Source organism: Pseudomonas sp. CGJS7 (assembly GCF_036961695.1).
Map to the genome: position 1 here is coordinate 12,885 of NZ_JBAMDI010000072.1, position 16,139 is coordinate 29,023.

Below are 16,139 nucleotides of genomic sequence, written 5' to 3' on the forward strand. Positions count from 1 at the left end.
GCCACCAGGCCGCGCTGCCGCCCCGATCCGCGCGGCCATCGTGCGTTGCAGCGCCCGCAGCCTTCCTCAGCGCAGGCCGCCACGGCCCCGACCCTGCGGGCAGACTCGGCAAAACAAGCACTTGCCGCAATCGGGCGCCAGCCGGCGCCCCTAACACAGCTCCATTGCTGCGCCGCGTCATGCATGCCGGCGGTTGATTGTGGTTAATTTAGATCGATCCAATTTGGGGATTGGACCAGCTTGAGCGGTATTCCACGCCCGCTCAGGCCATTGCTTAGATCGAGAGAAATGTGTTTCGAGACAGTTTCGGGACCACGGATCGGTCGCCATTGCAGTCCACTTTTCCACTGGGGAGCACCGCGAGATGAGCCATTCCACTTTCAGACGCAGCGCGCTGACATGCGCTTTGTTGTCGGTCCTGTTCGCGCCGCTGGCGCAGGCCGCGCCCGAACAGGCGCAAGCGTCGGCGGGGGCCGACGCCGAGCCTGCCGCCGCCGCGACCGGCAAACCGACCGATATCGACAAGGTCACCGTGACCGGTTCGCGCATCAAGCGCGCCGAGATCGAAGGCCCGGCGCCGGTGTTCACCATCACCGCCGCGCAGATCGAAAAAGAAGGCTTCAACACCGTCTACGACGCGCTGACCACTTTGACCGAGGCCATGGGCACGGTCGAGTCCGACATCGCCTGGGGCCAGCACACAGTCAACGCCAGCCCGCTGAACCTGCGCAACATGGGCCCGGGCCGCAGCCTGCTGCTGATCAACGGCCGCCGCGTGGTCGATTACCCGCTGCCGTACCAGGGCAAGAGCAACTTCGCCAACTACAACAACATTCCCACCGCGATCGTCGAGCGCATCGAAGTGCTGGCCAGCGGCGCCTCGGCGATCTACGGCTCCGACGCCGTCGCCGGCGTGATCAACGTGATCTTGAAGAAGGAATTCCAGGGCGATCAGATCAAGGTCCGCGGCGGCACCGCCACCCGCGGCGGCCGCGACGCCATCGACCTGTCCTGGGCCGGCGGCCGCAGCGGCGACAACTGGAGCCTCACCTACGCGCTGCAGTACTTCAAGCGCGAAGCGATGCCGGCCAGCGCCCGCGAGTTCATGGATTCGGAGTTCGACGCGCCGCCGCTGTCGCTCAATCCGCAGGACCGCGCCGTCGGCATCCTGCCTTCGGTCGGCATCCGCATGCTCAACGCCGGCACCGGCCAGCGCATGATGCCGCCGCCGGGCGCCTGCGATCAGTACGGCGATGAGTTCTTCCTGCAGAACCGCCGCACCTTCAACCGCAACACCGGCGCGATCACCAACACCGGTTGGCAGTGCGGCCAGAACGCGGCCTTCCAGCACTGGACCCTGCGCAACGGCAGCGAAGACCGCTCCGGCTATCTGTACGCCAATTACGACTTCGCCAACGGCATGAAGGGCTGGGCGAGCCTGGGCGTGTGGAGCTCGCGCGGCACCAACATGACCTTCATGCCGGGCTGGAGCTCCAACGGCACCTATCACGACGTCGGCCTCAACGCCGATCTGGACCTGTTCAAGCGCTTCACCCCGAAGGAAATCGGCGGGGTCGAGAACGGCTATACCCGTTCGGACGAATTGTCCTGGGATCTGTCGGCCGGTTTGAGCGGCAAGTTCGGCGATCGCTTCGACTGGGATTTCAGCATCGGCCGCGCCGAGTACACCGTCGACGAAAAATTCCCGGCGATCCTGCGGGCCGAAGCCGACCGCTACTTCCTCGGCCCCAACCGCGACCGGATCGATCAGGGCCGCTTGTGGAACCCGATCTCGCCGCAGGATTACGCCTCGATCAGCACCCGCGGCAAGAACCGCGCGGAGTCCTGGCTGACCTCGGCCAACTTCATCGTCAGCGGCGATCTGTTCGAAGGCTGGGCCGGCCCGATCGGTTTCGCCGGTCAGTTGGAAGCGGCCAAGCAGGGCTATCGCCTGGAGCCGGATCCCAACACCATCAACAACCCGATGTACGAACAAACCGCCAATCTCGACCGCGGTTCGGGTTCGCGCGATCACTACGCCGCCGGCGTCGAATTCAAGATCCCGCTGCTGAAGTCGCTGACCGCATCGGTGGCGGGCCGCTACGACAAATACGACGCGGTCTCGGGCGATGCCGCGACCACCTACAACGCCGGCCTGGAATGGCGCCCGTTCTCCAACCTGCTGGTGCGCGGCACCTACGCCACCAGTTTCCGCGCGCCGGACATGCACTTCGTCTACGCCACCCCGAGCACCTCGGTGGCCGATCAGACCGATTACCTGAACTGCCTGCGCGCCGGCCAGCAGGGCAATTGCACCTGGGATTCGGGCTTCAAGTCCGAGGACGTCGACATCGCCCGCGAAGGCACCCCGAATCTGAAGTACGAGACCGGAAAATCCTGGACCGTCGGCTACGTGTGGGACATCGCCGACGGCCTGTCGGTGTCGACCGACTACTGGCGGATCGAGCTGGAAGACGAAATCGACGACATCGGCGCCAACGATGTGCTGCTCGATGAAGCCTTCTGCCTGACCGGCAAGACCCCGACCGGCGAACCGCGCGTCGGCGCGCCCAGCGCCGACCGTTGCCGCCTGCAGATCGGCCGGGTCACCCGCGGTCCCGATCCGGACGGCGCCGGCCCCTTGGTCGGGCAGGTCACCGACATCCGCACCGGCCCGATCAACCGCGCCGCGCGCAACGTGCAGGGCATCGACGCTTCGCTCAAGTACCGCTTCAACACCGAGCGCTGGGGCGATTTCAGCCTGGGCTTGAACTACACCAACCTGCTCAAGCTGGAAACGCGCACCGACGACAGCGAACAAATGCAGAACAAGCGCACCGACGAGCCGCGCAGCAAGTTCCGCGGCAGCGTCAACTGGCAGCGCAACAAGTGGAACGCGACCGTCTACGCCGACCGCGTCGGCAGCGTGCCCAGCGTGCGCTTCCGCGGCTGCCGCAGCTTCGCCGACGGCTATGCGCCGGGTTCCGACGATTGCAGCGATACCGATCCGGCCAGCCCGACCTTCGGTCAGAAGACCGAGAAGTACTGGGGCCGGGTGGGGCCGGCGATCACCTGGAACATGAGCGCGGGTTACCGCATCACCGACAACGCCAAGGTCAACTTCTACGTCAGCAACATCTTCGACGAAGTCAACGAAGAAAAAGACCCGTACAAGAAGGATTTCGCCTTCATCGCCGACCGCATCTTCAGCCCGGTCGGACGCGAGATCGCGCTCGAGTACGTGTTGGATCTCAAGTAAGCCGCAGCACGCATCGCGGCGGCGGCCGACGCCGCCGCGATGCTTCCACTCTCCAACCAAGGGACGCGACAAACGATGACTGGCAATCCGCTTCGACGCAGGCACGGTACGGTTTCCGGCAAGAGCGCCAAGCTCTGGCCCCTGGCCGCGGCGTTGAGCGTGGTACTGCTGGGCGGGCCGCTCGCGCACGCGGCCGAGGCCGCGCGCGATCCGGTGCGCGAGGTCAATACCTTCATCGGCAGCAAGGACGACGGCAACACCTTTCCCGGCGCGTCCGCGCCGTTCGGCCTGATCCAGGTCAGCCCGATCGGCGATCACTACTCGGGTTGGCGCTACGACGATCCGAAGATCCGCGGCTTCGGCCATTCGTTCCTGTCCGGCGCCGGTTGCTGGGAGCAGGGCGGTCTGTTGTCGGTGCTGCCGACCACCGGCGAGATCGGTCCGGGCAAGCGTTTCGATACCAAGGAATTCAAATCCTTCGATCACAAGACCTACGCCTCGACCTACACCCACGACGGTGAAGTCGGCCAGGCCGGTTACTACAAGGTGCGTCTGACCGGCGAAGCCGCCGGCCCGATCGACGCCGAAGCCACCGCGCTGACCCGCGCCGCGGCCGAGCGCTACACCTTCCCGGCCGGCGCCAGGCAGGGCACGGTGCTGGTCAACACCGGACAGGCCAACGAGCGGCATCTGGTGGTGGGCAGCAACATCCAGGTGGTCGGCGACCGCGCGGTCGAAGGCAAGATCGTCACCAAGAGTTTCTGCGGCGGCCAGCAATACACCACTTGGTTCCGGATGGAATTCGACCGACCCTTCGCCAGCCACGGCACCTGGGACGAAACCGGCGGCCATCCCGGCGGCAAGGTCAGCATGCAGGGCGACACCCGTCCGCACGGCGCCTGGTTCACCTTCGACACCGCCGGCAACCGCGCGGTGACCGCGATCAGCGCGATCTCGCACGTCGACGCCGAAGGCGCGCGGCGCAATCTGCGCGATGAGGGCACTAAGAGCGGCAAGCCGCTGAGCTTCGAGGCCATGCGCACCCAGGCCCAGGCCGCGTGGCGCAAGGAACTCGATTCGGTCAAGGTCACCGGCGGCAACGGCGACGACCGCACCGTGTTCTACACCGCGCTGTACCACTCGCTGCTGCAGCCGCTGACCGGCAGCGACAGCGACGGCCGCTACCGCGGCTACGACACGCAAATCCACAAGGCCGAAGGCTGGACCTACTACGAGTATTTCTCGCTGTGGGACACCTATCGTTCGCAGAACCAATTGCTGGCGATGCTGCGTCCGCAGCGCGCCCGCGATATCGCCAACTCGGTGCTGAAGATCCACGAGCAGAACGGCTGGCTGCCGCGCTGGGGCTACGCCAACTACGACAGCAACGTGATGACCGGCGATCCGGTGACGCCGTTCATGGTCGACCTGTGGCGTTTCGGCGCGCTGGAAGGCCGCGAACAGCAGGCGTATGCGGCGCTGCGCGAGAACGCTTACGGCATCCCGCCGGCGTTGGTGCGCAGCAACGGCCGCGCCGGCAACCCGAGCTACCTCAAGGACGGCTTCGTCCAGTACGACCGCGCGTTCCCGGCCAAGAGCATGGACGTGGACCCGCATCACGGCGGTTCTTCGACCCTGGAATACGCGCTCGGCGATTGCTCGCTGTCGCAGATGGCGCAGGCCCTGGGCAAGAGCGAGGACGCCGCGACCCTGCGCGAGCGCGGCCGCAACTGGCGCAAGGTCTGGGACAGCGACGCCACCGATCCCGAATTGGGCTTCAAGGGCTTCCCGCGTCCGCGTCTGGAAGGCGGCGCGTTCTACAACGAAACCGACGGCAGCTACAGCCCGCGTTCGCACCATGGCTTCCACGAAGGCACCGCCTGGCAGTATCAGTGGCTGACCCAGCAGGACGTGCCCGGCGTGGTCGCGGCGATGGGCGGCGCGGAGCAGACCGGCAAGCGTCTGGACGCGTTCTTCGCCTACGACGCGTTGTTGGCCGACCCGCTCGGCGCGGCGCGCAAGCAGTGGGTGGTCGGGCCGTACAGCTACTACAACCAGTACCGCTACAACCCCAACAACGAACCCGATCTGCACAGCCCGTGGATGTACACGCTGATCGGCCAGCCGTGGAAGACCGCGACCGTGTTGCGCTCGGCCCAGGCGCTGTTCACCAACGCGCCCAACGGCGTCACCGGCAACGACGATCTGGGCACGATGTCGGCCTGGTATCTGTTCAGCGCGATCGGCCTGTATCCGGCGGTGCCGGGCAGCGGCGAACTGCTGCTGCACACCCCGCGCTTCGAGAAGGTGGAACTGGACCTGGGGCAGGGCAAGACCTTGACCATCGAGGCGCCGGGCGCGGACGGGCGCGGTTTGCAATACGTGCAGTCGGCGAGTTTCGACGGCAAGCCGCAGGACAAGGTGTGGCTGGATTGGAGCGCGCTGCGCAACGGCGGCAAGTTGCGTTTCGAACTGGGCAAGACGCCGGCCGAGGGCGGTTGGGGCACCAAGCCCGAAGCGCTGCCGGTTTCGGCGTGCGCTTCGCCGCGCTGAGTCGGGCGGCGCTGGTGGCCGAGCGAGGAAGCAAGGCAGCGCGATGAAGTAACGCTGTGTGACGACGTGAAGCAGTGCGACGAAGCAAGGCAGTGCGACGAAGTCCGACCCGGGGCGCATCACTCCCGGCCGTCATCCCCGCGAAGGCGGGGATCCAGAGACTTCAGAGTCATGTCGCGATGAAGCCCTGGATCCCCGCCTTCGCGGGGATGACGAACCAAGAGCGAAGCAATCCGAGCTGAAGCATCCGAGGGAACCCGATTCGATGAAAGACGCACTGGCAAAGATGGGACGCTCCAAGCTGCGCGGCGCGATGCTGAGTCTGGTCGGCGCCGCGATCGGCTTCGCCCCGTTGCTGCACGCCGAACAAACCCCGGCTGCGGGCAGCGCCCGCGCCGCCGCCAATGCCGGCACCGCGGTCGCCGCGCCCGAACTGGTGCCGCTGCCGGCCAAACTGCAGCGCGGGCAGGGCGAGTTCGCCCTCGGCCCGGATGTCACCGTCTTCGCCAACAACGCCGAAGCGCGCGCGGTCGCGCAACTGCTGCGCGATGAGCTGAATCTGGTGCACGGATTGTCGCTGCCGCTGCGCAACGGCGCGCCGCGCGCCAGCAAGGGCCGGGCCGAACCCGAGCGTTACCTGCAACTGGTCGCCGAACCGGCCGCGGCCGGCAGCGACGCGCGCGCCAACGAACGCTACACCCTGGAAATCACCGAACGCGGCATCCGTCTGGCCGGCCCGCCGGCGGGGCTGTTCTACGGCTACCAATCGCTGCGCCAGTTGCTGCCCGCCGCGCGCGGCGCGCAACCGCCGCGGTTGCCGGCGATGACCGTGGAAGACCAGCCGCGCTTCGTCTATCGCGGCATGCACCTGGACGTCGGCCGGCACCTGTTTCCGCTGGATTTCATCAAGCGCTACGTCGACATGATGGCGCGCTACAAGCTCAACACGTTCCACTGGCACCTGACCGAGGACCAGGGCTGGCGCATCGAGATCAAGCGCTATCCCAAACTCACCAGCGTCGGCGGCCAGCGCAAGGAAACCGTGCTCGGCCGCAACATCGATCCCTACGTCGGCGACGGCAAGCCCTACGGCGGTTTCTATACCCAGGACGAAGTGCGCGAGGTGGTGGCCTACGCCCGCGCCCGCCACATCACCGTGATCCCGGAAATCGAAATGCCGGGGCATTCGCTGGCGGCGTTGGCCGCCTATCCGGAACTGGGCTGCACCCCGGGCCCGTTCGAGGTCGGCACCAACTGGGGCGTGTACGACGACATCTACTGCCCGAAGGAAGAAACCTTCAAGTTCCTGGAGAACGTGCTCGACGAAGTGGTGGCGCTGTTCCCCGCGCCGTATGTGCACATCGGCGGCGACGAAGCGCCCAAGACCCGCTGGAAATCCAGCGACGTCGCCCAGGCGGTGATGCGCCGCGAAGGGCTGAAGGATGAGCACGAGCTGCAGAGCTACTTCATCCAGCGGATGGAGAAGTTCCTGCACTCGCGCGGCAAGCGCATCATCGGCTGGGACGAAATTCTCGAAGGCGGCCTGGCCGCGGATGCGACGGTGATGTCCTGGCGCGGCGAGTCCGGCGGCATCGCCGCCGCGCAACAGGGTCACGACGTGATCATGACCCCGACCCAGTGCTGCTATTTCGACTACGGCCAAGGCCCGGCCGCCTACGAGCAATGGAACCGCGGCGGCGAGCTGACCCTGCCCAAGGTCTACGGCTACGACCCGGTGCCGGCCGCGCTCACCGCCGCCCAGGCGAAGCATGTGCTGGGCGTGCAGGGCAATGTCTGGACCGAATACCTCAAGACGCCGGAGATGGTCGAGTACATGGTGTTCCCGCGCCTGCTGGCCCTGGCCGAAGTGGCGTGGACGCCGCAGGCCGACCGCGATTACGCCGATTTCGAACGGCGCCTGCGCGGCCAGTTTCCGCATCTGGATCGCGACCAGGTCGGTTATCGCATTCTCGAACCGCGTGGGCTGACCGATGTGGTGCAAGTCCAGCAAGGCGACGAGCGCGAGTACAAGCACGTGTTCGAACTGACCGCGTCGGTGCCCGGGGCGAAGATCCTCTACACCCTGGACGGCAGCGAGTCCAACGACGCTTCGGCGGTCTACGCCGGGCCGCTCGAAATCGTGGTGCCGCTCGGCCAGAGCCGCCAACTGCGCACGGTCACCGTGCTCGCCGACGGCCGCCGCAGTGGGGTGCACAGCGCCCAAATACGTTATCGGAGTTATCTGCCGGCGATCGCCAAGCCGGCGCGGACCGCGGCGGGACTGGGGTATCGGGTGTTCGAGGGCTTGTTTTCCGATCTGGAGGCGTTCGCCCGCGCCGACGCGCCGGTGGCGCAGGGCGCGGCCTTGTCGCTGGACGTGCGCGGGTTCGGCCGGCAGAACCGCTTCGGCGTGCGTTACGAGGGTTACATCGAAGTGCCGGCCGACGGGGTGTATCGCTACGCGTTGCAGGGCGACGACCGCTCGGCCTTGTACATCGACGGCGAACGGGTGATCGGCAACGACACCTACGATCAAACGGTGCAAGCCTCGGTGCCGCTGCGGCGCGGCTGGCATCGGCTGCGGGTGGATTGGTATCAGCGCGAAGGCGGGCTCGGATTGAGCCTGAGTTCGGCGGCGCCAGGGCAGGCGTTGCAGGCCTTCGACGCGCGCGGAGCGGTGCATTGAGCGCCGCCTCGCGCGGCATTGGGATGAGTGAAGCGACGGGTTTTTTTTGAAATGATTTTAGATCGATCCAAATCGGCCGGCGCCGAGTACGCCGGTCCGCACCACAAGAACGCAACCTTGGCCGAGGGTTCGGCCGCGATTGGGAGGGGTAGCCAAGTGAGCCAGCATCAGAACCGCAAGCCGAACCAAGGCCATGCGCAAGCACCGATTTCGAACCGTTCGCCCGGTGCCGCCGCGCGCCGCAACGCCTTGACCGCGGCGATGCTCGCCGCGCTGTACTTGCCGCTGATCGCGCAGGCGCAAGACGCCGCGCCCGGCGGCGAGGTCAAGGCGATCGACAAGATCACCGTCACCGGTTCGCGCATCAAACGCGCCGAAATCGAGGGCCCGGCGCCGGTGACGGTCATCACCACCGAACAGATCAAGCGCGAAGGCTTCGCCAACGTGTACGAGGCGCTTAGCTCGCTGACCGAAGTCACAGGCTCCGTCCAGGCCGACGTCAACAAGGGCCCCACGCCCAACGCCAGCCCGCTGAACCTGCGCAACCTCGGCCCCGGCCGCACTTTGCTGCTGATCGACGGCCGCCGCGTCGCCGATTACCCGCTGCCGTATGAGGGCCGCGGCAACTTCGCCAACTTCAACAACATCCCGATGTCGGCGGTGGAGCGGATCGAAGTGCTGGCCAGCGGCGGCTCGGCGATCTACGGCTCCGACGCGATGGCCGGCGTGATCAACATCATCATGAAGAAGAACTTCAATGGCGATGAGGTCCGGATCAAGGGCGGCACCACCACCCGCGGCGGCGGCGATTCCTACGACCTGTCGTGGACCGGCGGGCGCACCGGCGAGAAGTGGAGCGCCACCTACGGCGTGCAGCTCAGCGGCCGCGAAACCATCTTCGCCGGTCAGCGCGGCTTCCTCGCCTCCGACCTGGAACCGGCCGCGACGGTCAAGCCGCTGGTCAACGACCCGTGGCCGTGGGTGTGGGGCGTGGAGCTGATCGACGCCGGCGCCAAGCGCCGGATCACTCCGCCGGCCGGCGCCTGCGACAAGTTCCAGGATCTGCCGCTGCACAACTTCCTCGGCAACGACGGCAACGCGCCCGAGTTCCCCGGTTACAGCTGCTCGCAGTCGCGCGGCAACGCGCTGTGGAGCCTGCGCAACGGCAACGACAACCGTTCCGGCTTCGGCAACTTCACCTACGACTTCGACAACGGCATGCAGGCCTGGGTCAGCGCCTCGCTGTGGGACAGCGACGGCGAGTCGCGCCAGGACGAAGCGCTGCGCTTCGAACTCAACCGCGGCGGCGCGTTCTACGACCAGAACACCGGCCAGACCCTGCAGGCGCGCCGCGCCTTCACCGTGCCCGAAGCCGGCAGCCGCGATCCGTTCCTGTTCAACACCAGCGAGCGCTCCTGGGATCTGGCCGCCGGCCTGCGCGGCCGCTTCGGCGAACGCTTCAACTGGGACGCCACCATCGGCCGCACCGAGTACAAGGTCGACTTCAGCTTCCCGGGCATGCTGCAGGGCGCGGTCGACAACTACTTCCTCGGCCCGCAACTGGGCACCAACAACGGCTTGCCGGTGTACGCGCTCGACCAGGGCCGTTTCTGGTCGCCGATGTCGCCGGAGACCTTCCGCCAGCTCACCACCCGCGGCAAGAGCAGCGCCGAGTCGTGGATGAATCAGGCCCAGTTCTCGGTCAGCGGCGAGCTGTTCGACTTGCCGGCCGGCCCGGTCGGTTTCGCCGGCGTGATCGAAGCCGGTTCGCAAGGCTATCGCCTCAATCCCGATCCGCTGACCTTCGGCGCGAGCAAGCTCTACGACCAGCCCGGCGGCACCAATCAAGGCGGCGGCGACCGCAAGCGCTATGCCGCGGGCGTGGAGTTCAAGCTGCCGGTGCTCAAGACCTTGAACCTCACCACCGCCGGCCGCTTCGACCGTTACGACGACGACGCGCGCAAGGAAAGCAACTTCACCTGGAACGCGGGCATCGAGTGGCGCCCGATCCAGAGCCTGCTGGTGCGCGGCGCCTACAACACCACCTTCCGCGCGCCGGACATGCACTACCTGTTCGCCACCAGCGGCACCGGCACCCAGGAAGACAACGACGTCGCCACCTGCATCAAGCGCAACCTCGGCCCGGATTGCGGCTCGCAGTCGCTGTACTACCGCCACAACATCAGCCGCACCGGCAACCTCAAGCTCGACAGCGAAACCGGCAAGTCCTGGAGCGCCGGGCTGGTTTGGGACGCGGCCGAGAACCTGTCGTTCAGCGCCGACTACTGGCGCATGACCATCGACAACCAGGTCCGCGATTTCGACATCGCCGACATCCTCGACCTGGAAAGCCAGTGCATCAACGGCGTGACCCGCCGCGCCAGCGACCGCATGCAGGTGACCCCGGGTTCCTCGACCTGCGCCGGCATCCTCTCGCGGGTGACCCGCAGCGCGCCGGGCACCAACGCCTTCGGCGTGGCCGATCCGAACTATCCGATCGGGCAGGTGGTGTCGGTGTTCAGCGGCCCGATCAACATCGCTTACCGCGAAGTGGCCGGCGTCGACTTCACCGCGCGCTACAAGATTCCGGAGACCCGCTTCGGCGATTTCAGCTTCCAGTTCAACTACACCAACCAGCTCAAGAACAACGAGCAGCGCGATCCGGGCTCGCCGATGCAGGAAAACCGCGACAAGGAAGTGCGCACCTTCGCCCGCGCCAGCGCCAGCTGGAGCCGCGGCCCGTGGAACGCGACCTTGTTCGCCAACCGCATCGGCCACGTCAACGGCGACAGCTACAACGATTGCGCGCCGATCCTGCCCGGCCAGACCGATCTGACCTGCCGCCGGGTCGGCAAGCTCAAGGCGCCGGTGTACTTCAACCTGACCGCCGGCTACCAGCTGACCGAGCAGGCCCGGGTCAACCTGTACATCGACAACCTGTTCGACGAAGCCGATTACAAGGATCCGTACAAGAAGTTCTTCGCCTACGCCAACGAACGCGTGTTCAGCCGCGTGGGTCGTGAAATCTCGGCCGAATTCGTTTACAAGTTCGACTGATCGCTGCATCGAATCGGATGCGCGGGCCGCCCGGGCCCGCGCGTTCGGCGGTAACCCCGTCACCGGGCCGGCGCGCGCGTCCTCCAGTCTCGCGCACCGGTTCGGCGGCGGAACCTCCCGGGCAAGGCGGTGTACCCCCTCGCGATGCGTTTGGAATGCGCCATTGCGAGGTCTTGTCCGAAATCGGAACGGGAGCGCGGGAATCGCGCTCCCGCTTTTTCGTTCCCGGCGGCCGCCGCAAATGCCGACCACTGAACTTGCCTGCGTCGTGGCTGCGTTTTCGCGGTCGCGGCTCGCGCCGCTCCTACAGCGGGCCTGCGGCGGCGGAGTTCGTATTGGCCGCAGCCCCTGTAGGAGCGGCGCGAGCCGCGACCGCGAACCACCCGCAACGACGCAAGCCGCAAACACCCGTCATCGCCCAGGTGCCCACCATGCCCGCAACCCGGTTCTCCCCGACCTCCGTCTCGCGCCTGCGCACCGCCGCCGCGATCGCCTTGATGCTGTTGGCGGCGCTGATCGCCTTCACCACGCAAGCCGCGCCGCTGGGCAGCCGCGATCTGCACCAAGGCTGGGAGTTCCGCTTGCTGCCCACCGATCCGCAGGCCGCCGCGCATGCCGACGCGACCCAGTGGCATGCGGCCCAGGTGCCGGGGCATGTGCACACCGACCTGTTCGCGGCCAAGCTGATCGAAGACCCCTACGTCGGCGCGCGCGAAGCGCAGTTGCAATGGATCGGTCTGGCCGGCTGGGAGTACCGCACCCGCTTCGACGTCGACGCCGCCACGCTCAAGCGCGCGCGCAACCAACTGGTGTTCGACGGTCTGGACACCTTCGCCACCGTCTACCTCAACGGCCGCGAGCTGCTGCGCGCCGACAATAATTTCCGCACCTGGCGGGTCGCCGTCGACCGGCGCCTGCGCGAGCGCGGCAACGAGCTGCGGATCGTGTTCGAGTCGCCGATCCGCAAGCTGCTGCCGAAGGTGCAGGCGATGCCGCACAAGATCGCCGGCAATTATCCCTCGCCCTACGGCGACGAACCCAAGGACGCGATGACCGGCAACTTCGCCCGCAAGCCCGGCTATCACTACGGCTGGGACTGGGGCCCGCGCTACGTCACCGCCGGCTTCTGGCGCGGCGTGCGCCTGGAGAGCTGGGACCGCCTGCGCATCGCCGATCTGCATGTGCGGCCGGGCGAGGTGAGCCGCGAACGCGCGCAGGGCTCGGTGGAGTTGCAAATCGACAGCGTGCGCGCCGGCAAGGCCCGGGTCGAAATCGAATACGCCGGTCCCGACGGCCAGCCGCGCGCGCTGGCGCAAGACGCGATGTTGAAGAAAGGCGGCAACCGCGTGTCGGTTCCGTTCGATATCGCCAACCCGCGGCTGTGGTATCCGGTCGGTTACGGCGAACAAGCCTTGTATTCGTTCCAGGCCAAAGTCAGCGACGGCGACGGCGTGCAAGCCCAGGCGCAGCGCCGCACCGGTTTGCGCAGCGTGGTGTTGAAGCGCGAGAAGGACGCGATCGGCCAGGGCTTCGCGTTCGTGATCAACGGCATCGAGGTGTTCGCCAAGGGCGCCAACGCGATTCCGTTCGACGCGTTCCCCGCGCGGGTCACCCGCGAGCGCCTGCGCCGCGACCTGCAGTCCGCGCGCGACGCCAACATGAACATGATCCGCAACTGGGGCGGCGGCTATTACGAATCCGACGACTTCTTCGAACTGACCGATGAGCTGGGCCTGCTGGTGTGGCAGGACTTCATGTTCGGCGGCGGCATGCCGCCCGGTTACGACCCCGCGTTCCGCGCCAATGTCGTGGCCGAGGCGCGCGACAACGTGCGCCGTCTGCGCAATCACCCCAGCATCGTGCTGTGGTGCGGCAACAACGAAGAAGAAACCGCGTGGAAGGATTGGGGCCACAGCAAGAAACTCATCGAGGCCGATCCGAAGTTCGCCCAAACCGTGTGGGACGGCTACGTGGCCCTGTTCGGCAAGGATCTGCGCGCGGTGGTGGCCGAGGAGGGCGCGGGCGTGCCGTATTGGTCCAGTTCGCCGAGCAACGATCTAGCCGAGAAGGCCAACGACTCCAATAACGGCGACAAGCATTACTGGGACGTGTGGGGCGGCCCGGCGCTGCCGGCCACCGCGTACCTGGACGAAACCCCGCGCTTCATGTCCGAGTACGGCCTGCAGGGCTGGCCGTCGCTGCGCACCATCGGCTCGTTCGCGACGCCGGCCGAGCAGGGCATCGATACGCCGGTGATCCGCGCGCACCAGAAATTCCTCGCTGGCGACGGCAACACCCGCCTGCTCAAGTACATCCGCGGCGAATACGGCGAGCCGCGCGATTTCGCCGACTTCGTCTATCTGAGCCAGCAAGTGCAGGCGGAAGGCATCCAGTTGGCGGCGCTGCATCACCGCGCCTCGCGGCCGCGCACGATGGGCTCGCTGTACTGGCAATTGAACGATGTCTGGCCGGGTGCGTCGTGGGCCAGCCTGGATTACTTCGGCCGCTGGAAGCCGCTGCATTTCCACGCCAAGCGCTTCTTCGCCGAACTGGCGATCGCGCCGCTGCGGCGGCCGGCGGCCAAGCGCACCGAGCTGACGTTGATTTCCGATCGCCAGCAACCGGTCAGCGGCGAATGGCGCTTGCGGGTCATGGATTTCAACGGCCGGGTCCATCGCCAGGAACGCAAGCCGGCGACGCTGGCGCCGCTGGCGGCGACCGCGGCCGGGGCGTGGAGCGATGCCGAACTGCTCGGCAAGGCCGATCCGGCGCGTACCGCGGCGGTGTTCGAGTTGATCGTCGATGGCCGGGCGGTCTCGCGCAATGTGGTGTATTTCGGCGAGTCCAGGACCCTGGCCTGGCAGAACCCCAAGCTGAAGGCCGAACTGCGCCGCGATGGCGAGGGTTATCGGCTGAGCCTGCGCGCGGCCTCGTTGGCGCGGGCGGTGTGGGTCGATTTCGGCGATCTGGATGTGGAGCTGGCCGATAACGCGTTGACGGTGTTGCCGGGGGAGACGGTCGAGATCGCGGTGCGGTCGAAGGCGGAATTGGCCGATTTGCGGCGGGTGCTGAGTTTGCGGTCGTTGTATCGGAAGTGAGGGGGCGGCTGCCTGGGCTGGGGGTAATCCCCCGCGCGGTGCGGTCTGCCGCGACATCGAAGGTCCGTCGGCGCTTGCCCCCTTTTGCAAAGGGGGCACCGAGTCACGCGCGCCTGTCCGCTGTTGCTTTTCCCCCCTTTGAAAAAGGGGGGCAGGGGGGATTTGCTCTTCCCACCCCCGATCCCGTCCCCCCAGCACCCTGCTAGAATCGCCGGTTCATCCGCATCCACACACCCGGACATGATCGAACTCAATCCCGTCCGCCAGCGAATCGCCGACCTCAAGGGCCGGCTGGATTCGCTCAGGGGGTATCTTTGACTACGACGCCAAGGTCGAACGTCTCGAAGAAGTAAACCGCGAGCTGGAAAGCCCGGACATCTGGAACAACGCCGAGCGCGCCCAGGGCCTGGGCCGCGAGCGCGCGGCGCTGGAAAAAGTGGTCGACGGCATCCGCCGCCTCACCGAAGGCCTGCTCGGCGGTCTGGAACTGCTGGAACTGGCCGAGATGGAGGACGACGAGTCCACCGCCCAGGCCGTGGTCGAGGACGTCGAGCGCTACGCCAAGGAAGTCGAGGCCCTGGAATTCCGCCGGATGTTCTCCGGGCAGATGGACGCCGCTTCGGCCTTCGTCGATATCCAGGCCGGCGCCGGCGGCACCGAGGCCCAGGACTGGGCAGAAATCCTGCTGCGCATGTACCTGCGCTGGGCCGAGTCGCGCGGCTGGAAGGCCGAGCTGATGGAAGTCAGCGGCGGCGACGTGGCCGGGATCAAGTCGGCGACCTTCCGGGTCGAAGGCGATTTCGCCTACGGCTGGCTCAAGACCGAAACCGGCGTGCACCGGCTGGTGCGCAAGTCGCCGTTCGATTCGGACAACCGCCGCCACACCAGCTTCACCTCGGTGTTCGTGTCGCCGGAAGTCGACGACAAGATCGATATCGAGATCAATCCGGCCGACCTGAAGACCGACGTCTACCGCTCCTCGGGCGCCGGCGGCCAGCACGTCAACAAGACCGAATCGGCGGTGCGCATCACCCACGTGCCCTCGGGCATCGTGGTGGCCTGCCAGACCGAGCGCAGCCAGCACGCCAACCGCGACCGCGCGATGAAGATGCTGGCGGCCAAGTTGTACGAGCTGGAAATCCAGAAGCGCAACGCCGAACGCGACGCGGTCGAGGCGACCAAGTCCGACATCGGCTGGGGCAGCCAGATCCGCAACTACGTGCTCGACCAGAGCCGGATCAAGGACCTGCGCACCGGCATCGAACGCAGCGACACCCAGAAGGTGCTCGACGGCGACCTGGACGAATTCGTCGAGGCCAGCCTCAAATCGGGCCTGGAAGCGGGTTCCAAACGCAGCGACGCGGTGTAAGCCGCGTCGGTTCGCCGGATCGGCCGGATCGGCCGGCGCTGCCGTATCGCTAGCCGTCGCACCGCGTCGCTCTGAAGTCGTCATCCCCGCGCAGGCGGGGATCCAGAGACTTTAGAG

6 protein-coding genes are annotated in these 16,139 nt (G+C 66.8%); all 6 read left to right on the top strand.

The window, feature by feature from the left end:
* Positions 1-364 precede the first annotated feature (364 nt).
* The 6 genes from V7787_RS32510 to prfB all read left to right on the top strand — a co-directional run bounded on the left by V7787_RS32510 (position 365) and on the right by prfB (position 16,022).
* Positions 365-3,259, top strand: a complete 2,895-nt coding sequence (locus tag V7787_RS32510) for a TonB-dependent receptor plug domain-containing protein (protein WP_336091494.1) — start codon at positions 365-367, stop codon at positions 3,257-3,259.
* A 75-nt stretch (positions 3,260-3,334) separates the two neighbouring features.
* Positions 3,335-5,812, top strand: coding sequence for a GH92 family glycosyl hydrolase (locus V7787_RS32515; RefSeq protein ID WP_336091496.1), 2,478 nt, complete (start codon positions 3,335-3,337; stop codon positions 5,810-5,812).
* A gap of 265 nt (positions 5,813-6,077) precedes the next feature.
* Positions 6,078-8,498 carry a family 20 glycosylhydrolase gene (locus V7787_RS32520; protein WP_336091498.1) on the top strand — a complete coding sequence of 807 codons (2,421 nt, stop codon included), beginning with the start codon at positions 6,078-6,080 and terminating at the stop codon, positions 8,496-8,498.
* Between the two features lie 156 nt (positions 8,499-8,654).
* Positions 8,655-11,555, top strand: a complete 2,901-nt coding sequence (locus V7787_RS32525; protein WP_336091500.1) for a TonB-dependent receptor plug domain-containing protein — start codon at positions 8,655-8,657, stop codon at positions 11,553-11,555.
* Between the two features lie 431 nt (positions 11,556-11,986).
* Positions 11,987-14,653 (top strand): beta-mannosidase, encoded by a 2,667-nt coding sequence (locus tag V7787_RS32530; RefSeq protein WP_336091501.1) that lies wholly within the window; start codon positions 11,987-11,989, stop codon positions 14,651-14,653.
* A gap of 240 nt (positions 14,654-14,893) precedes the next feature.
* Positions 14,894-16,022 (top strand): peptide chain release factor 2 gene (gene prfB / locus V7787_RS32535; protein ID WP_336091502.1). Its coding sequence is split into 2 segments (ribosomal slippage): positions 14,894-14,968 and positions 14,970-16,022, totalling 1,128 coding nucleotides; the frame shifts between segments, so codons are not numbered across the junction.
* Positions 16,023-16,139: the final 117 nt, after the last annotated feature.